This window comes from Herbaspirillum camelliae, from assembly GCF_001929405.1.
Lineage (GTDB): Bacteria > Pseudomonadota > Gammaproteobacteria > Burkholderiales > Burkholderiaceae_D > Herbaspirillum > Herbaspirillum seropedicae.
Map to the genome: position 1 here is coordinate 246,504 of NZ_KV880769.1, position 18,182 is coordinate 264,685.

The following is an 18,182-nucleotide window of genomic DNA, read 5'->3' on the forward strand; positions in this document are numbered from 1 at the left end:
CCTTGCAACAAGCCCTGCACGGCGGCGGCACTTCACGAGATTGACATCGGGATCGGGTAAAATGCCCGGCCACGGCTCGCTCCGCTTTCCATCGTTCATTTCCGCATCAAGAGACCGTTCGGACCGATGGAGGCCGATCTTGCCCCGATACCAACCCGCCGGCCTTTAGCGCCGGCCCTTCGCCAGTGCAGCACCATGAGCAAGCAAGCCCCCAGCGCCCCCGGCCGTCAGCCGAACCGGGGCAAACCCGCCGCAGAGAGCGCCCCGCAGGCGCATGAGATCCGTCCGGGCCAGTCCATCGAATTGTTGAAGGAACTGCACATCCTCACCCGCGATGGCAAGCTCAATCAGGACAGCCGCCGCAAGTTGAAGCAGGTCTACCACCTCTACCAGTTCATCGAACCGCTGCTGCAGGAAGTGCTCGTCGATCATCCCGATGTGAGCCTGGTGGACCATGGCGCGGGCAAGTCCTATCTGGGCTTCATCCTCTACGACCTGTTCTTCAAGGGACTGCCCGGTGCGCCGCACATCTATGGCATCGAAACCCGCGAAGAGCTGGTGCGCAAGTCCGAGGAACTGGCCTCGCGCCTGGGCTTTGGCGGCATGTCCTTCCTCAATCTGTCGGTGGCCGATTCGATCAGCTCGCCCAGCCTGCCGGAAAAGATCGATGTGGTCACCGCCCTGCATGCGTGCGACACCGCCACCGATGACGCCATCCATTTCGCCCTGGCCAAGGAGGCGCGCTTCATCGTCCTGGTGCCATGCTGCCAGGCCGAGGTCGCTTCGGTGCTGAACCGCAACAAGGGCAAGTCGCTGGCCAACTCGCTCACCGAGATCTGGCGTCATCCGCTGCACACGCGTGAATTCGGCAGCCAGGTCACCAATGTGCTGCGCTGCCTGCAACTGGAAGCGCATGGCTACAAGGTCAGCGTGACCGAGCTGGTGGGCTGGGAACATTCGATGAAGAACGAGTTGATCATTGCACAATACCGCGACCTGCCGCGCCGCCGTCCGGCCGAGCGTCTGCAGGAAGTGTTGCGCACGCTGGGGCTGGAAGAAATGGGCCAACGCTTCTTTGCCTCGCAGGCCGCCTGAGGCGCATCCTCGGGGCTGGGAACGTTTCTTGCACGGAACATGGCAGGCACACACGCAGGACGAGCGGCTTCAAGCTCGCGCCATTGCTGCCGATATAGTCGCATTGCAGTCCGGTTGCGCCTGAGCAAGACGCAACCGCAAGGAGACCGGGACCACCGGTTTGGGCGAGGGGCCGGCCATCCGCCGGAAAATGCACAAGACACATGAGATCCGCCATCGATAGTGAAGCACTGATTGCCGACAACGAGCAGCTACGCGCCGAATTGCAGGAGCTGCTGCAGCAGGCCCATATCAACCAGTCCATCATCGAACGCCACCAGGCCTTTGACCTCAAGCTGATCGGCGCAAGCGAATTCCGCGAACTTATCGAGGTCATGCTCACCGTCATGCCGGGGGTGTTCAGCCTGGAGACGGTGACGCTCTCGCTCATCGATGGCGACTACGCCATCCAGCGCATCCTGCGCGACCTGCAGATCGGCATCAATGAATTTCCCAAGCTGCTCTTCCTCAAGCAGGCGCTGGCCTTCCCCGACGACGACCTGCCGCGGGCCGATGAAAAGCCGCGCCTGGGGCCGTATGTCCCGGCCTTGCACGGCCCGCTGTTCCCGCATTACGAACCGGTGAGCGTGGCGGTGCTGCCGCTGGTGCGCCAGCATCGGCTGCTGGGCTATCTGGCGCTGGGCAGCGCCTATGGCGAGCGCTTCACGCGCAGCCTGGCCACCGATTTCATCGAACGCCTGGCGACCATCGCGGCGGTCTGCCTGGAAAACGTCATCAACAACGAGCGCCTCAAGCACATCGGCCTGACCGATCCGCTCACCGGCGTGAACAACCGTCGCTACATCGAGCAGCGCATGCAGGAAGAAGTGGCGCGCAGCCAGCGCGATCGCTCGGCGCTGTCTTGCCTGTTCATCGACATCGACCACTTCAAGCGCGTCAACGACCAGTTCGGCCACCAGAGCGGTGACGACGTGCTGCGCGAAGTGGCTGCGCGCATCAAGAAGGAACTGCGCCTGTCGGATGCGCTGGGGCGCTTTGGCGGAGAAGAATTCGTGGTGCTGCTCACCCACGCCACCCGCGAGGATGCGGCCCGCATCGCCGAGCGCATTCGCGCTGGCGTCTGCAGCCGGGGGGTGATGATCGAGGGCTCGCGCGATCCGCTCAGGATCACCGCCTCCATTGGCGCGGCCGCGCTCACCCCGCCCGACCGCAGCCGTCCTGCGGCCGAGGTCAAGCAGGCCATGCTCAAGGCCGCCGACCAGGCGCTGTACCAGGCCAAGGAAGCCGGCCGCAACCGGGTGATGCTGGCTGCGAGCGACTAGGCGCTCTGCGCCAGCGGTCGGGCGTCGCGCACCAGCCAGGGCGCGGCGATGATGAGGATGCCGCCGATGAGGTCCTGCGGTCGCAGTTCAGCCGCGCCGAACCACCACGCCGACAGGCTGGCCACCAGGATCTCGGCCAGCATGATCACCGAGGTGATGGTGGCCGGCAGACGCGCCACGCCATATTGCAGGCACAGGTTGGACACCAGGAACAGCAAGGCCCACACCCCCACCAGCGGCCAGGCCGTGGCCGGCACATGCAGCGGCCAGGCAATCGCTCCGGTCAACGCCAGCATCACTCCCAGGACGCCCGCCAACAAGCCGCTGCCGGCCAGCATGGCGACGGCGCGGGCGCTGTCGGAGAGGCCCTGCAAGCGGCGCAGCAAGACATTGGTGATGGCAAAGAGCAGCCCGGCGGCCACGGCCATCCAGTCCGGCAGGCTCTGCGGCAGCGGCAGCCCCAGCCGAGGCTGGTAGAGCACGATGAAGGCGCCGCTCAAGCCCAGCGCTACGCGCGTGAGCGAACGCGGCGTGATGGCTTCGTGCAAGACCAGGCGCGCCAGGATCACGGTCCAGACCGGCATCAGGTAGAACAGCAGGATCACCCGCACCACATCGCCATAGGCGACCGCGACGTTGAAGGTGGAGTTGGTCAGGCCCGTGGCCAGTCCCACCCACAGCAACGCCGGATGCCGCCACAGTTGCGGCAGGTCGCGGTAGCGCAGCGCCACCAGCAGCAGGGTGCACAGGCCGAAGATGGCCGCCGTGGTCCAGACCGGATGCAGGCCCATGCCTTCCAAGGCGCGGGTAGCGGTCCAGGAAAGGCCCCAGATGGTGGTGTTGACGAGCAATGCGGCGACAGCGGACTTGGGCAGGGCTTGCATGTTCTTCCGTTACAAATGCAAGATGCCGTCCGGCAGGGCGCCGGACGGCATCGGGACAGGATGTGGCCGAACCGGCCTCAAGAGCGCTTGGCCTCGGCTTGCAGGCGTTCGTACTTTTCCATCAACTGCTCGCGGCTTTCGCGCCAGGCCGGGTTGAAGGGGATGCAGGCCACCGGACAGACCTGCTGGCACTGGGGCTCGTCGAAGTGGCCGACGCACTCGGTGCACTTGTCAGGATCGATCTCGTAGATCTGCGGCCCCATGTAGATGGCCTCGTTGGGGCATTCCGGCTCGCAGACGTCGCAGTTGATGCAATCGTCGGTAATCATCAGCGCCATACGCCACCCTCACTTGCTTGAAACATCATGTTTTCCGCCTGGCCTCACTGCTTGGCGATTTTTTCCTTCAGCCACTTCTCGACCGAGGGAAACACGAACTTGGACACATCGCCGCCCAGTTGGGCGATTTCGCGCACGATGGTGCCCGAGATGAATTGATACTGGTCGGACGGGGTCAGGAACAGCGTCTCCACGTCCGGCAACAGATAGCGGTTCATGCCGGCCATCTGGAATTCGTATTCGAAGTCGGACACGGCGCGCAGGCCGCGCACGATGACGCGGGCATTGTTCTGGCGCACGAAGTCCTTCAACAGGCCGGAAAAGCTCTCCACCTGGACATTGGGATAGTGACCCAGCACTTCGTTGGCGATGGACAGGCGCTCTTCGAGCGAAAAGAAAGGCTTCTTGTTCTTGCTGTCGGCTACGCCCACGACCAGCTTGTCGAACAATCCGGAAGCGCGGCGGACCAAGTCCTCATGCCCACGCGTCAACGGATCGAAGGTCCCCGGATATACAGCTGTGACCATGGTGTCTCCTCACCGGCTATTGAATCAGAAGCCGCATTATGCCTCAATTCGTGCGCCGCTTTTGCGTTGCAATAAATGATAGAAGACCATGCCGGCCTTGTCGGCGCGCACCACTTCCCAGGCTTGCATCCAGTCGGGCGCCTCGGGACCGTCGAGGGGAAACTCGGCCTCGGCATAGACCAGGCCTGCTGGCGCCAGCAGTTGCTGGCAGGCCGGCAGCACCTTTTCCAGCCAGCCCTGGTGATAGGGAGGATCGATGAAGACCAGCTGGAAACCGCCCGGCTCGCGTTGTGCTGCGTTCTGCGCCGCCGCCAAGGCGTCGCCGCGCAGGATGGCCAGGGTGGCGGCCTTGAGCTTGTCGCGGTTGGCTTCGAGCTGGCGCACGGCGGGGCCGCTGTGCTCGACCATGACCACGCGGCGCGCGCCCCGGCTGGCGGCTTCGAAGCCGAGTGCACCGGAACCGGCAAAGAGGTCCAGACAGGACACCTCTTCCCAGTGGCCATCGATGAGATGGGTGATCCAGTTGAAGACGGTCTCGCGCACCCGGTCAGGCGTGGGCCGCAGGCCTTCGGCGTCCAGCACCGGCAAGGGGGTGCGCTTCCACTGGCCGCCGATGATGCGCACCTGGTGCGGGCCGCCATTGGCGGGCTTGCTGGGCTTGCCGGGCTTGGCCGGCTTGCCGCCGGGACGGGAGGGACTGCTCTTGCTCATGGAATTCCTTGCTGCTTGCAACTGGGTGGAACTAGGGGGCGCTTTCGCCGACGATGATGGTGGACAATTCTTCCGGATGCACATGCTTGCGGAAGGCTGCGCGCACTTCCTGCACGCTCACGGCGCGGATGCGTTCGATCCAGTGGTCCAGGTAATCCAGCGGCAGGCCATAGAAGCCGATCACCGAGAGGTTCTCCAACAGCTTGGCGTTGCTGTCGATGCGCAGGGCGAAGCCGCCGGCCAGGTTGTCCTTGGCCGCCTTGAGCTCGGCGGCAGTGGGGCCTTCCTGCATGAATTTGTCCAGCGTGGCGCGGGTCACGCGCAGGGCTTCGGCGGTCTGTTCCTTCTTGGTCTGCAGGCCGATCTGGAAGGGCCCGGGCTGGGCCAGTGGCGAGAAGCCGCTGTAGACGCTGTAGCTCAGGCCGCGTTTTTCCCGCACTTCATCGGTCAGGCGCGAGACGAAACCCCCGCCACCCAGCACGTAGTTGCCCACCGTGAGCGCGAAGAAATCCGGGTCGCCGCGCTGGATGGCCGGCGCGCCGATGAGGATGTGCGATTGCGAGGCGGGATGGGCAATGCGTTGTTCGCTGCTCTTGGGCGCTGCCACCGGCGGTAGCGCGGGCAAGGCCGCGCCTTGCGGCAGCTCGCGCGTGAGGGCGCTGGCGATGGCGCGCGCCTGCTCGAGATTGATATCACCGATCAGGGCGATGACCGCGCGATTGGCCACGTAGTGCGCCCGGTGGAAGGCCTGCAGATCCTCGCGGGTGATGGCCTGCATGCTGGCTTCGCTGGCGTCCATCGCATACGGGTGGCTGCCGTAGGCGGCATGCATGAAGGCCTTTTCGGCGATGACTTCAGGCTTGGTCAGTTCTTCCTTGATATTGGCAATGGCCAGCGCGCGGTCGCGCTCCAGGCTGGCCTGCGGGAAGCTGGGATGGGCCAGCATGCGCGCCAGCAGCGTCAAGGCGGCCTCCCGCTCGGCCGGCGAAGACAGCGTGCGCAGGCTCACGCCGGCGCGGTCCTGCCCGGCACCGTCGTGCTGCTGGGCGGCCACGTCGGCAAAGCCGTCCAGAATCTGCGCCTCGGTCAGGGTACCGCTGGCATCGGTCACGCCACGGGTGAGGCTGGCGACCGTCAATTCGGCCAGGCCGGCCTTGCCGGCCGGATCGCGGCGCCGGCCGGCGTCGAACTGCACGCTCACATCCAGCATGGGGATGGCGTGGTTGGGGACGAACAGCACGCGCGCACCGTCGGGCTGGGTCCAGGACTGGATGGCCAGGGCGGCGACCGCCGGCAGGCTGGCCAGCAGGCCCAGGGGCAGGATCAGGAGACAGAGGAATTTTTTCATGGAGATCGAGGATTGGACGGGCGCTTCAGTCGCCCTTGGAGTCAGCCTTGGGGCCGCCCTTGGTCTGGCCCACCCAGTCCAGCACCGGCTGCCATTGGTCGAGGTCGCGCTGCACGCGCGATGGGGCGACGTCCCAGAGCGTGAGGCCATGCGCGGCCAGTTGCACGTAGTTCTGCGTATCGCGCAGGTAACCCAGCACCGGCAGCTTGAGGCCCTCGATGAAACGCTGCAGCTGTTCGGCCGAACGGGTGCGCGCATCCACGCGCATGCCGACGATGCCCACATCGATCTCGCCGGCGCGCACGGCCTTTTCATCGGCCAGGCGGCGCAGGAAATCCTGGGTGGCGAGGATGTCGAAGATGGAGGGTTGCAGCGGCACCAGGATCTTGTCGGCCATCTTGAGGGCGTCGTTGAGCCGCCAGCCGTGCAGGCCGGCGGGGGTATCGAGGACGATGTGGGTGCTGCCCTTGGGGGGCTTGGCGACGTAGTCTTCGTTGATGTCCCAGGTGGCGATGGGGCGCGCCTGCTCGGGGCGGATGGACAGCCAGGCGCGCGAGGACTGCTGGCGGTCGATATCACCCAGCAGCGCGCCGTGGCCCTGGCTGGCGAAGTAACCGGCCAGGTTGGTGGCCAGGGTGGTCTTGCCCACGCCCCCTTTGGGGTTGGCGATGACGATGACAGGCATGGTTCTCTCCGGAAACGTTAATGCAGCAGCCCAGCCGGCGGCGGTGCGGGCTTCTTGCCCGCCAGCGGCAGCGGCACCAGGGTGGCGACGGTGAGGGTGTCGTCCTGGAAATACTGTTGCGCGACGGCCTGCACCTGGGCTGCCGTGACGCTCTTCAAGCGTTCGATGATGCGGTCGATGTTCTGCTGGCCCAGGCCGGCAGTTTCCATCATGCCGATTTCCATGGCTTGGCCGAAGACCGAGTCGCGCTTGTAGACCTGGGAGGCGATCAGTTGCGTCTTCACCCGCTGCAGCTCCTGCTCGGACACGCCTTCGCGGGCGATGCGCTCGACCTCGCCGCGCAGCAGGCCTTCGAGCTGCGCGGTCGTGACGCCCTCGGCGGGACTGCCTTCCAGCGTGAACAGCACCGGCCCGCGCGCCACGCCGCTGTAGCTGGCGCCCACCGCAGTGGCCTTGCCGCCGGTGCGCACCAGGCTGGCGCTCAGGCGGGCATTGTCATAGCCGTCCAGCACGGCCGAGAGCACGTCCAGGGCGTAGACGTCCTGGTCCTGCTCGACCTGGCGCAGGGCCGGCGTCTTCCAGGCCATCACCACATAGGGATTCTCGGCCGGGGCCTTGACGGTGACGCGGCGCATGCCCAGCTGCTGCGGCTCGTTCTGGGGCTTGCCGGCGGGCAAGCTGCGGGCGGGAATCTTGCCGAAATACTTGCGCGCCAGCGCCAGCACGCGCTGGGCGTCGACGTCGCCGGCCACGACCAGGGTGGCGTTGTTGGGGGCGTACCATTGACGGTACCAGGCGGCGATGTCCTGCACGCTCATGTGCTGCAGGTCGTCCATCCAGCCCACGACCGGGTGGTGGTAGGGATGGGCGGTCCAGGCGGCGGCGTTCAGGGCTTCGTTCAACAGGCCCATGGGCTGGTCGTCGGTGCGCCAGCGGCGCTCTTCCATGATGACGCGGATTTCCTTGGCGAACTCGGCGGCGTCGAACTGCAGGTTGGCCATGCGGTCGGCTTCCAGCGCCATCACCTTTTCCAGGTGGCTCTTCTCGATCTGCTGGAAGTAGGCGGTGAAGTCATTGGCCGTGAAGGCGTTTTCCTGGCCGCCCAGTTCGGCCACCAGGCGGCTGAACTCGCCGACCTTGTGGTTCCGGGTGCCCTTGAACATCATGTGCTCCAGCGCGTGGGACACGCCGGTGAGACCGTTGACTTCATCGATGCCGCCCACCTTGTACCAGACCATCTGTACCGCCGTGGGGGCGCGCCGGTCTTCCTTGACGATCACCTTCATGCCATTGCCCAGCACGAACTGGCGCGCCGGCTCGGCCTGGGCCAGCATCGGGCTGCTGGCGAAAAGGCCCAGCAGCGCGCTGGCCAGGAGGGCTCTGATCTTCAATTTCATGGGCTGTGCTCTGATAAAATGCTGGATTCATTGACCCTGGCGGCCACGCGCGGGTCTTGGGGATGGGGCATTGTAACCTGTCCCCTGCGGTTGTCAGGGTAGCCACGCCCGCCCCCATCCCGCCTTTCCGCCCGGCCGCAGCCCGAATCCAGCCTATCGCCACCCGATGTTCAGTTTCTTCAAGAGAAAACCCAAACCGGAAGCGCAGCCCGCGCTGCCGCCCCAATCCGAACCGGCGCCGCCAGCTGCGCCCGAACCTGCCGCCCCGGCTGCACCGGCCCCTGCTGCTGCCGCACCGGCGGTGACGCCTGCCGCGCCTGTTGCTCCTGCACCTGCTGCTCCGGTTGCTCCGGTCGCCGCCGTCGAGCCTGTGGCCGAGGTGGCCGAGGAGACCGAGGAAGCCGAGATCGTCCCGGCGCCCGCCCCGGCGCCCGAAGCCAAGCGTTCCTGGCTGTCGCGCCTGAAGGCGGGTCTGTCCAAGACCTCCAGCAACCTGACCACGCTCTTCGTCGGCGCGCGCATCGACGACGATCTCTACGAAGAGCTGGAGTCGGCCCTGCTGGTCTCCGATGCAGGCGTCGAGGCCACCCAGTGGCTGCTGGACGAACTGAAGAAGAAGGTCAAGGCCGAACGCCTGACTGAAGCGGCCCAGGTCCGCACGGCCCTGCGCACCCTGCTCATCGAACTGCTGCAGCCGCTGCAGCGTCCGCTGGTGCTGGGCCGCGACAAGCCGCTGGTGATGATGATCGCCGGCGTCAACGGCGCCGGCAAGACCACCACCATCGGCAAGCTGGCGCTGCATCTGCAGGCGCATGGCCAGTCGGTGCTGCTGGCTGCCGGCGACACCTTCCGCGCCGCCGCCCGCGAACAGCTGGCGGTCTGGGGCGAACGCAACAATGTCCAGGTGATTGCCCAGGAGTCCGGTGACCCGGCTGCGGTGGCCTATGACTCGGTGCATTCGGCGCAGGCGCGCGGTACCCATGTGGTGATGGTCGATACCGCCGGCCGCCTGCCCACGCAATTGCACCTGATGGATGAACTCAAGAAGATCAAACGGGTCATTGGCAAGGCGATGAACTCAGCGCCCCACGAAGTGCTGCTGGTCATCGACGGCAACACCGGCCAGAATGCCCTGGCCCAGGTCAAGGCCTTCGACGATGCGCTGGGACTGACCGGCCTGGTGGTGACCAAGCTGGACGGCACCGCCAAGGGCGGCATCCTGGCCGCCATCGCCAAGACCCGTCCGGTGCCGCTGTACTTCATCGGCGTGGGTGAACAGATCGAAGACCTGCAAGCCTTCAACGCCACCGAATTCGTCGACGCCCTGCTGAGTTGAAACGATGATTGAATTTACCCGGGTTTCCAAGCAATACGCGCGCGAGGTCTATGCCCTGCGCGACATCACGCTGTCGGTCAGGAAGGGCGAACTGATCTTCCTGGCCGGCCCCTCGGGCGCGGGTAAATCGACGCTGCTGAAGATGATCGCAGCCATCGAGCGCCCGAGCGCGGGCAAGCTGGCGGTGAACGGCACCGACATCGGCGGACTCAAGGCCTCCGGCCTGCCCTACCTGCGGCGCAACCTGGGGCTGATCTTCCAGCAGCAGAAACTCTTGCTGGATCGCAATCTTCTGGCCAACGTGATGCTGCCGCTGATCGTCACCGGTTCCTCGCGCCAGGACGCCGAAAGGCGCGCCCGCGCCGCGCTGGACAAGGTGGACCTGCTGGGCAAGGCCATGTGCGAGCCGATGGAACTGTCCGGCGGCGAACAGCAGCGCGTGGCCATCGCCCGCGCCATCGTCAACCGTCCGCAGATCATCCTGGCCGACGAGCCCACCGCCAACCTGGACCGGGCCAATGCCAACAAGGTGCTGGCGGCCTTGAAATCCTTCCATGGCGTAGGCGTGACCTGCCTCATCTCCACCCATGACGAACAATTCCTGACCGGCGCTGATCGCATCATCTACCTGGACCGTGGCCGCATCGTCGATGGCTGGCACAACGGCGTGGCCAATCCCGTGGAGGTGTCGCCATGAACTGGCTCCGACAGCATTTCGCCGCCATCGGCGACGCCCTGCGCCACCTGCTGCGCTCGCCCGGCAATTTCCTGCTGAACGTGCTGGTGGTGTCGATTGCGCTGGCCCTGCCCTTTGCCGGGCTGTCGGCGTTGGAGAATGTGCGTCCGATCTCGGACCAGATGTCGGTGGAACCCGAGATCAGCATCTTCATGAAGCCCGACGCCAGCCGCGAAGCCGCGCAGGCCCTGGGCAAGACCATCAGCCAGGTGCTCAAGGACAGCAACACCGTAGGCAAGGTCGAATTCATCCCGCGCGAAAAGGCCTTCGAGGCCTTGAAGAGCAAGACCGGGCTGGCCGATGTGCTCAACACGCTGGGCAGCAACCCGCTGCCGGACAGCTATGTGCTGCGCCTGCCGGGCTTCCAGAACGCCATGGATGCCGGCCGGGTGGACCAGATCGCCCAGCAGTTGCAGAAGCAGGCCGGGGTGGATACGGTGCAGATCGATTCCGAATGGGTCAAGCGGCTGGCGGCGCTGCTGCGCATCCTGCGGCTGGTGCTGCTGTTCCTGGGCATCACGCTGGGTGCGGTGGTGGTGGCGGTGGTATTCAACACCATCCGCCTGCAGGTGATGACGCAACGCGATGAGATCGAAGTCTCGCGCCTGTTCGGAGCAACCAATTCCTTCATCTATCGTCCCTTCTACTACACCGGTGCCCTGCTGGGCGTGTGCGCCGGGCTGGTGGCGCTGGGGCTGGTGGTGGCGGCACAGCAGCCGCTCAATGCGGCCATCCTGGATTTCGCCCATCTGTATGCCTCCGAATTCCAGCTGGCCCTGCCCAGCCCGATGGCCATCGGACTGCTGCTGGCGGTGAGCGCCTTGCTGGGCTTGTTCGGGGCCATGTTGTCGGTGCGCAGGCAGTTGGCGCGTGGGGCTTGAGTGCAACTACCTGCATCCCCTCAGAAATAGTAGCGGTCGATAATTCGCCGTTTTTGCCGTGCGCGCAAAGCGCTCAGGGTAGCCATGGTCCGGTTGGCCGGTGGGCGGGTCGCCTCCAGGAGACGGCGGTAAGTGCCAACTGCGCCCCCAAGCACACGATAAGTTGCCAGCGCCTGCCGTTGAAGCAGGACCTGCAGTGACCACCAGTGATCACCGTTTTGCATATATGCCGAGATGGCCGGATCGATCCAGCCGCCAAACCAGGAGAGCTTTTCCGCAAGCTTGCGCAGGCTGTTCAGGGTGTGCCGGGGCCGGCGGGGGATGTGTCCCAGTGCACCGAACACATTGAACTCCGGTGTGCTCCACAATGCCTCGTGATGACCGATGCGGTTGCGGACGTCGCGGATTCTCTTGAGCAGATTGACCAACCTCGTCCTGAAATCCTGGCTGCCGTAGGGGGTAGTCGCCGTATCAGGCGCGTAAGGAAAAGCCGCGGCCAGAATCGCCGCCTGCAAACCAGGCGGCTGGGAACGATGGGCCAGCCCGGCGATCAGCACTTCCCAGAAACCAAAGGGCAAGGCGGCGACGACATCATCCGGGCTCACGAGGTAGCCAGCCGGCTTGCGAGCCTTGACCTTCCCCATTGCCGACACCACGTCTTCGCGCGACTTGGGCGTGAGCTTGTGGACAGGTGGCAACTGAACAGGAGCCGCAGGATTGATGCCGTGGGCCGGATTGGGCCGGGGCATCATCCAGTCTGATGAATCGACCGCATGAAAATACTGGGATAAAGCGCGATGCAAAGCGTTTCGCAGAGAAACCTCGACATCAGCCAGAAGAGGCAGAAAGCCAGCGCTGACCGCCTGGTTCCAGGCATAGCATCCCAGCGCGTCGCGGTGCGAAGTGGTGAGAAAGAAGCGATCGATGGCCGCCAGACGCGGCGCCGAGAAGTGTTTCTGCATATGGGTTGAAAGCGCAAAACGCAGAGTGCTATACTTCGACGCATAGAGACAGGGGTTTTCCGGGCAACCGGTCGTGCCCCTGTAAATTGAGGACAAAGCCCGCAGCAGCGGGCTTTGGACTTTCTGGCGGGAAATTTTAGCGTTCGAACTGAGCTACAACAATAATTCCCCTGCCCGACCGTCTTCTTCGCAGGGATATTCTCGTCTGTTGACGAGTCTGTTTGCTGACTGTGGGCTGCAGACATGGCCTTCCCGCCCCTCATCCCCGCCCTTCCTTTTTTGCCACAAAATTTGTTACAAGTTTCTGGGCCGCAGTTGACCCGGATCGCAACTTTTGTCGCCCGAACACGACTAATATGGAGGGGAATGAATGCAATGATCATCGGAAGAGCAATAGCCAATAACTATTGAACCTTCACTTTCATGCTATTAGCACTCCCGGGTGACGAGTGCTAGAATACCTTATCGAAATGCTCCACTTTTGGGGCCATGCATCAAATCGCGTCGCCGCACGGACCAGTCTGGCTCTGGTGCGCGACTCTACTGCTTCATACTGTTTCCGTTAGGAACCAAGGAGAATCCATGAAAACTGCGTCTGCACAAACTGCACTCATGCCTGCCGAGTCCAATGCACTCGCGCTGGGTTTTTCCGGCAGCCTGGGCAACATCGACGCGTATATCTCGGCAGTGAACCGCCTGCCCATGCTGACCCACGAGGAAGAGGTCAAGCTGGCCCGCGACCTGCGCGAAAAGAACGATCTGGGCGCCGCCCAGAAGATGGTGTTGTCGCACCTGCGCCTGGTGGTGTCGATCGCCCGTGGCTATCTGGGCTACGGCCTGCCGCACGCCGACCTGATCCAGGAAGGCAATATCGGCCTGATGAAAGCCGTCAAGCGCTTCGACCCGGCCCAGAACGTGCGCCTGGTGTCCTATGCCATGCATTGGATCAAGGCCGAGATCCACGAGTACATCCTGAAGAACTGGCGCCTGGTCAAGGTGGCGACCACCAAGGCCCAGCGCAAGCTGTTCTTCAACCTGCGCAGCCACAAGGAAGGTCTGGACGCGATGACGCCGGCCCAGGTCGAGGCCCTGGCCAAGACCCTGGACGTCAAGCGCGAGGAAGTGATCGAGATGGAAACCCGTCTGTCCGGTCGCGACATCGCCCTGGAATCGCCCACCGATGATGAGGATGACAAGTTCGCGCCCATCGCCTACCTGTCTTCGGACAATTCGGAGCCGACCCGCGTGATCGAGGCCAAGCAGTACGACCGCCTGCAGTCCGAAGGCCTGGAAGCCGCACTGTCCAAGCTGGATGAGCGCTCGCGCCGCATTGTCGAGGCCCGCTGGCTGGCCAATGACGATGGGTCGGGGGCGACGCTGCACGAGCTGGCTGACGAGTTCGGCGTCTCGGCCGAGCGTATCCGCCAGATCGAGGCGGTGGCGCTGAAGAAGATGAAGACCTCGCTGCAGGCCTATTCCTGATCGGCTCCTGGCTGCTCAGTACGAGTCGGCAGTACCAACAAGAAAGGCGCCCTCGGGCGCCTTTCTTGTTATCCAGACCAACCAGACGATTGATATCGTTTCAAGCCATCAGGACAGCAACAGCTTGATGTCATGCGCCAGCGTCTGCGGCCCCTGGCCGTGCTTGACGAAGAGGCGGATACGACCCTGCGGATCGAACACGTAGCTGCCCGCGGTGTGGTCCATGGTATAGCTGCCCCGCTGCTTGCCCGGCACCTTCTGGTAGAACACCTTGAATTCCTTGGCGACCTTCTCGGTCTGCTGCTGGTCGCCGCGCAGGCCGAGGAAACGCTTGTCGAAGGCTGGGACGTATTGCGACAGCACTTCCTGGGTATCGCGCTCGGGGTCGACGGTCACGAACAGCACCTGTACCTTGTCCGCATCCGGCCCCAGTTCCTTCATCACATTGGACATCTCGACCATGGTGGTCGGGCAGACATCCGGGCATTGCGTGTAGCCGAAGAACATCACCACCACCTTGCCCTTGAAATCGGCCAGGGTGCGCGGCTTGCCGGTGTGGTCGGTCAGGGCGAAGTCCTTGGCATAGTCCAGCCCGGTGACATCGGTATTGTTGAACTTCAGCTCAGGCTTGGACGGCCCGCAGGCGGCCAGCAAGGTCGCGCATCCGGCCAGCAGCAGGGCCGAGAAGAATCTTTTCATGGGTTCAGTTTCAGAAGCTACGGAACAGGAAATAGTGATCCACCAGCAGCACCGCGAACAGGATGGACAGGTAGACGATGGAATAGGCAAAGGCCTTGCGCGCGATCAGGTCGGTGTAGCGACGGTACATCTGCCACGAATACCAGAAGAAGATCGCTCCCAGCACGACCGCCGTGCCCAGATAGATCAGCCCGCTCATGCCGATGGCAAAGGGCAGCAGGCTCACCGCGAAGAGCGCGATGGTGTACATGAGCACGTGCAGCTTGGTCACGTCCATGCCATGGGTGATGGGCAGCATGGGCAGGCCGGACTTGGCGTAGTCATCGCGGCGATACATGGCCAGCGCCCAGAAGTGCGGCGGGGTCCAGATGAAGATGATCATCACCAGCACCCAGGCTTGCATGGGCACGTCGTTGGCCATCGCCGCCCAGCCCAGCGCCGGCGGCATCGCGCCGGCCAGGCCGCCGATGACGATGTTCTGCGAGGTGGCGGGCTTGAGGACGATGGTGTAGATGATGGCGTAGCCGACGAAGGTGGCGAAGGTCAGCCACATGGTCAGCGGGTTGACCAGGTTGTACAGCACCCACATGCCCAGGCCACCGAGCACACCCGAGAACACCAGGGTCTGGCCTACCGTGATCTCGCCCCGCGCCATGGGGCGGCGGGCGGTACGGGCCATGCGCGAATCGATCTCGCGCTCGACCAGGCAGTTGATGGCGAAGGCCGCGCCGGCTAGCAACCAGATGCCCAGCGTGCCGAAGATGACCTTGTGCCAGTCCGGCAGATCAGGCGTGGAAAGGAACATGCCGATCACGGCACAGAACACCGCCAGCTGCGTCACGCGCGGCTTGGTCAGTGCCCAGTACTGGGCGATGCGGTTGGGTTGGGCGGTCAATGTGGTCATGGCGTGACGGGCCGGGCGGTGGCTGGTGGAGCAGCGATGGCCTGGCCGGAGGGTGCGTAACGGACCTTGTAGTTTAACATGACCATCAGGATCACCAGCAGCGCCGCGCCGCCGTTGTGGACCACGGCAATGGCCAGGGGCCAGTTCAGATAGATGGTCGCCAGCCCAGTACAGAGCTGCAAACCCAGCACGGTCAGGAGCCAGCGGCCGGTCTTGCGCAGCCCTTCTTCACGCAGGGCGCCGTGTGCCAGCCATACAACATACAAGATGACGACAAAGGCAAAGCTGCGATGCACCCAGTGGATCGCCGTCAGCGCCTGGAAAGGCAGGTAGTCGCCGCCGGAAGTCATGCCCAGGTGGCGCCAGAGCGTAAAGCCGTGCGCAAAATCCATGTCCGGCACCAGCTTGCCGTCGCACAAGGGAAAGTCGGTACAGGCCAGCGCGGCGTAATTGGTGCTGACCCAGCCGCCCAGCGCGATCTGCAAGCCCAGCAGCGCAGCGCCCACGGTGGCCGGCACGATCAGCGCCCGACCGGCCGGGGACACCGGCAGGTGCTGCTCCTGCCGCGCGGCCAGCCAGGTCAGCATGGCCAGCAGGTTCAGGCCCAGCAGCAGATGCAGCGTGACGATGATGGGCTGCAGCTTCATCGTCACGGTCCACGCGCCAAACGCGCCCTGCAGGCAAACGAAGCCCAGCAGCGCTGTCGGGAACCAGGGCCGGAACTGCAACTCGGTCTTGCCCGATCTGATCCAACGCCACCACGCCGCCACCATCAGCACGATGATCAGGAAGCCCACGGCCATGGCGAAATAGCGGTGGGTCATTTCGATCCAGGCCTTGGCCCAGGTGACCGGCCCGGTGGGCATGGCTTCCTGGGCGGCATTGATGTGTTCATGCGCCAGCAGGGGATTGGCGTGGCTGTAGCAGCCCGGCCAGTCGGGACAGCCCAGGCCGGAGTCGGTCAGGCGCGTGAAAGCGCCGAACATGATCAGGTCGAAAGTAAAGAACAGCGTCACCCACACCAGCTTGCGGTATTTGTTGGCCGCGCCCTGGGCGCGCCACACCACGGCCAGCGGAATGAGGGCCACCACGAGCCCGGTCAGGCCCAGTTGTATCAGCATCGTTGCAGTCATCTTGAATCAAACTTACGTCATCGCACAGCGCCCGCTGCGGCCCTCAGCCTATCGACGAGGCCCGCAGCAGCTTGGAAATGTCCTTCTTCATCTTGCCGGGATCAGGGTCCTTGGGGAAACGCATCATCAGGTTGCCCAGTGGATCGATCAGGTAGATATGGTCCTCTACCGAGGTCCCGGCATCCACCGGCAACCAGGACCTGAGCTTGCCGGCATCGACCCTAAGGATATCGGTTCCGTCGTATTCGCGCAGGAGCAGCGTCTCGATGGGCTGGCGATCCGTCACCAGCCAGACCCGCTCGATGCGCTCCATCTCCTTACCTTGCATCAGCCGCAGCTGGCGCAGGGTGAACAGTTTCTGCCGACAGGGTTCAGCACAGTCACCGCCATCGACCTGCAGCATCACCCACTTGCCCCGGTAATCGGCCAGCGTGGCCGGGCTGCCATCGATGGCGCGGCTGCCCAGGTCGGGGATCGGATACTGGCGCGGATCGATCAGCGCGCCATAGTTGTTGCGGCTCTGCGGCTTGATGACGTAATAGGTGAGATAGGACGCGATCATCGGCGCGGCGCAGACCGCCACCACGGCCAGCATCTTCCAGCGCCCCATGCGGCGGCGGCGAGCGGCCTCGCCCGGATCGGTCTTGCTGGGGGCATCAGGTTTTGTCATTACGGCCACGTCTGAATCCTGTCACGATGAAAAAGAGAACAGCCATCGCCGCCAGTGCATACCACTGCACGGCATAGCCTCGGTGCCGGTCGATGCCCAGCGAGGGCGCGGGCCAGTCGCGCAGCAGCCCGTCGCTCACGTCCCCGCCCTGCTCGATCACAAAGCCCGACAGCGGCATCCCGGACGCCTGCGCCAAGGCCGCCAGGTCGAGATTCTGCAGGATGGCGCCGGGCCTGGGTGCATCGGCCTGTCCCAGTTGCAGGACATGTCCGGCATCCCGGCGCAGCAGGCCTTGCACTTCGGTCGTCCCCTGCGGCGGCGGCGACTGTGGCACCCGGGTGCGATCAACGGCGTCACGCGGCGCCCATCCACGCGCCACTACCACGGCCTGCGCGCTGCCCTCCGGCTTGAACAGGGTCAGGACATGGAAGCCGACGGCTCCCTGGTGGGGACGATTTTCCAGATAGAGCGTCCATTGCGGGATGAACTGACCACGCAAGCTGACCTGGCGGAATTCATCCTGCAGCGATTGATCATCAGGAGGCAGCGCAGACAAGGGCGCCTCGGCGGCGCGGGCTTGCATGCGCGCTTGCAGGGCCTGCTTTTCCTGCGCGCGATGGGTCTGCCATTGCCCCAGTGCGATGCCGGCGGCGGCCACGATGAACATGGCGCAGAAAGGAATGATCCGGAAACGGAATCTGGTTGGCATTAGTTAGTTTGGACTTACAATGAACTAAGAAAACGCACTACAAAAACTAAGAAATCCAGGCAATCCACCGCAGCATACCGCAAGCTGCGCTACCGAGACAGGAAATCTGCCGCCATGAAAATCGTCGTCGCCATCGCCTTCATCCTGATCCTGGCCAGCCTGGCCTCGGCGCTGATCTTCCTCATGCGCGACAAGGGCAAGAGCAACCGCACCGTACAGGCGCTGACCTTGCGGGTAGGCTTTTCGGTGGCGCTGTTCCTGTTCATCCTGCTGAGCTACAAGCTGGGCTGGATACAGCCCACCGGCATCCGCTGAACCCCCTCCCCGGCCAGGCCGCATGAAAAAGCCGCACCTCGGTGCGGC

At 64.2% G+C, this 18,182-nt stretch carries 20 protein-coding genes; 7 read left to right on the plus strand and 13 right to left on the minus strand.

Annotated features, from left to right (window positions below; translation table 11 throughout):
• The first annotated feature begins 195 nt into the window (after positions 1 to 195).
• Both BGK68_RS01125 and BGK68_RS01130 read left to right on the plus strand, forming a co-directional pair.
• Positions 196 to 1,095: a class I SAM-dependent methyltransferase gene (locus BGK68_RS01125; RefSeq protein ID WP_075255555.1), complete on the plus strand. Its 900-nt coding sequence runs from the start codon at positions 196 to 198 to the stop codon at positions 1,093 to 1,095.
• Positions 1,096 to 1,298: 203 nt separating this feature from the next.
• Positions 1,299 to 2,417 (plus strand): GGDEF domain-containing protein, encoded by a 1,119-nt coding sequence (locus BGK68_RS01130; protein WP_075255556.1) that lies wholly within the window; start codon positions 1,299 to 1,301, stop codon positions 2,415 to 2,417.
• Here BGK68_RS01130 and BGK68_RS01135 read toward each other — a convergent pair.
• From BGK68_RS01135 to BGK68_RS01165, 7 genes are all read right to left on the minus strand, one after another.
• Positions 2,414 to 3,301, minus strand: a complete 888-nt coding sequence (locus BGK68_RS01135) for a DMT family transporter (RefSeq protein WP_075255557.1) — start codon at positions 3,299 to 3,301, stop codon at positions 2,414 to 2,416. The two genes, BGK68_RS01130 and BGK68_RS01135, sit on opposite strands and share 4 nt — an antisense overlap.
• 77 nt (positions 3,302 to 3,378) lie before the next feature.
• Positions 3,379 to 3,639 carry a YfhL family 4Fe-4S dicluster ferredoxin gene (locus BGK68_RS01140; protein ID WP_075255558.1) on the minus strand — a complete coding sequence of 87 codons (261 nt, stop codon included), beginning with the start codon at positions 3,637 to 3,639 and terminating at the stop codon, positions 3,379 to 3,381.
• Between the two features lie 44 nt (positions 3,640 to 3,683).
• Positions 3,684 to 4,166 (minus strand): pantetheine-phosphate adenylyltransferase, encoded by a 483-nt coding sequence (gene coaD / locus BGK68_RS01145; protein WP_006461533.1) that lies wholly within the window; start codon positions 4,164 to 4,166, stop codon positions 3,684 to 3,686.
• Between the two features lie 36 nt (positions 4,167 to 4,202).
• Entirely contained in the window at positions 4,203 to 4,877 is a 675-nt protein-coding gene (gene rsmD / locus BGK68_RS01150; RefSeq protein WP_075255559.1) for a 16S rRNA (guanine(966)-N(2))-methyltransferase RsmD, read from the minus strand.
• Positions 4,878 to 4,908: 31 nt separating this feature from the next.
• Positions 4,909 to 6,225, minus strand: coding sequence for a M16 family metallopeptidase (locus tag BGK68_RS01155; RefSeq protein WP_075255560.1), 1,317 nt, complete (start codon positions 6,223 to 6,225; stop codon positions 4,909 to 4,911).
• Positions 6,226 to 6,250: 25 nt separating this feature from the next.
• Positions 6,251 to 6,910: a ParA family protein gene (locus BGK68_RS01160; protein WP_075255561.1), complete on the minus strand. Its 660-nt coding sequence runs from the start codon at positions 6,908 to 6,910 to the stop codon at positions 6,251 to 6,253.
• A 17-nt stretch (positions 6,911 to 6,927) separates the two neighbouring features.
• Entirely contained in the window at positions 6,928 to 8,307 is a 1,380-nt protein-coding gene (locus BGK68_RS01165) for a M16 family metallopeptidase (RefSeq protein WP_075255562.1), read from the minus strand.
• A gap of 166 nt (positions 8,308 to 8,473) precedes the next feature.
• Here BGK68_RS01165 and ftsY point away from each other — a divergent pair, with 166 nt between their 5' ends.
• The 3 genes from ftsY to ftsX are packed head-to-tail and all read left to right on the plus strand — an operon-like array spanning position 8,474 to position 11,260.
• Positions 8,474 to 9,643: a signal recognition particle-docking protein FtsY gene (gene ftsY, locus BGK68_RS01170; RefSeq protein WP_075255563.1), complete on the plus strand. Its 1,170-nt coding sequence runs from the start codon at positions 8,474 to 8,476 to the stop codon at positions 9,641 to 9,643.
• Positions 9,644 to 9,647: 4 nt separating this feature from the next.
• A complete protein-coding gene (locus tag BGK68_RS01175) occupies positions 9,648 to 10,340 on the plus strand; it encodes a cell division ATP-binding protein FtsE (protein ID WP_075255564.1) in 693 nt (230 codons plus the stop codon).
• Positions 10,337 to 11,260 (plus strand): permease-like cell division protein FtsX, encoded by a 924-nt coding sequence (gene ftsX, locus BGK68_RS01180; RefSeq protein WP_069374967.1) that lies wholly within the window; start codon positions 10,337 to 10,339, stop codon positions 11,258 to 11,260. Before BGK68_RS01175 ends, ftsX begins: the two co-directional genes overlap by 4 nt.
• 20 nt (positions 11,261 to 11,280) lie before the next feature.
• On the opposite strand, the gene BGK68_RS01185 is transcribed toward ftsX, so the two are convergent.
• The gene (locus tag BGK68_RS01185) at positions 11,281 to 12,222 is read right to left on the minus strand and encodes an Abi family protein (RefSeq protein WP_075255565.1); all 942 of its coding nucleotides are present in this window, start codon (positions 12,220 to 12,222) and stop codon (positions 11,281 to 11,283) included.
• 582 nt (positions 12,223 to 12,804) lie between these two features.
• On the opposite strand from BGK68_RS01185, the gene rpoH reads away from it, so the two are divergent.
• On the plus strand, positions 12,805 to 13,704 hold the full coding sequence (rpoH, locus tag BGK68_RS01190) for an RNA polymerase sigma factor RpoH (protein WP_013236077.1): 900 nt from the start codon (positions 12,805 to 12,807) through the stop codon (positions 13,702 to 13,704).
• 108 nt (positions 13,705 to 13,812) lie between these two features.
• Here the strand turns inward: rpoH and BGK68_RS01195 are convergent, their stop codons facing one another.
• From BGK68_RS01195 to BGK68_RS01215, 5 genes are read right to left on the minus strand one after another with little or no spacing between them, the layout of a single operon-like run.
• Positions 13,813 to 14,403 carry an SCO family protein gene (locus BGK68_RS01195; RefSeq protein ID WP_075255566.1) on the minus strand — a complete coding sequence of 197 codons (591 nt, stop codon included), beginning with the start codon at positions 14,401 to 14,403 and terminating at the stop codon, positions 13,813 to 13,815.
• A gap of 10 nt (positions 14,404 to 14,413) precedes the next feature.
• Positions 14,414 to 15,307, minus strand: a complete 894-nt coding sequence (gene cyoE, locus BGK68_RS01200; RefSeq protein ID WP_013236079.1) for a heme o synthase — start codon at positions 15,305 to 15,307, stop codon at positions 14,414 to 14,416.
• Positions 15,304 to 16,440: a COX15/CtaA family protein gene (locus tag BGK68_RS01205; protein ID WP_075255567.1), complete on the minus strand. Its 1,137-nt coding sequence runs from the start codon at positions 16,438 to 16,440 to the stop codon at positions 15,304 to 15,306. Before BGK68_RS01205 ends, cyoE begins: the two co-directional genes overlap by 4 nt.
• Before the next feature lie 43 nt (positions 16,441 to 16,483).
• Positions 16,484 to 17,110: an SCO family protein gene (locus BGK68_RS01210; RefSeq protein ID WP_075255568.1), complete on the minus strand. Its 627-nt coding sequence runs from the start codon at positions 17,108 to 17,110 to the stop codon at positions 16,484 to 16,486.
• Positions 17,097 to 17,819: an SURF1 family protein gene (locus BGK68_RS01215; protein WP_075255569.1), complete on the minus strand. Its 723-nt coding sequence runs from the start codon at positions 17,817 to 17,819 to the stop codon at positions 17,097 to 17,099. Before BGK68_RS01215 ends, BGK68_RS01210 begins: the two co-directional genes overlap by 14 nt.
• Positions 17,820 to 17,933: 114 nt before the next feature.
• On the opposite strand from BGK68_RS01215, the gene BGK68_RS01220 reads away from it, so the two are divergent.
• On the plus strand, positions 17,934 to 18,134 hold the full coding sequence (locus tag BGK68_RS01220; protein WP_013236083.1) for a twin transmembrane helix small protein: 201 nt from the start codon (positions 17,934 to 17,936) through the stop codon (positions 18,132 to 18,134).
• Positions 18,135 to 18,182 lie beyond the last annotated feature (48 nt).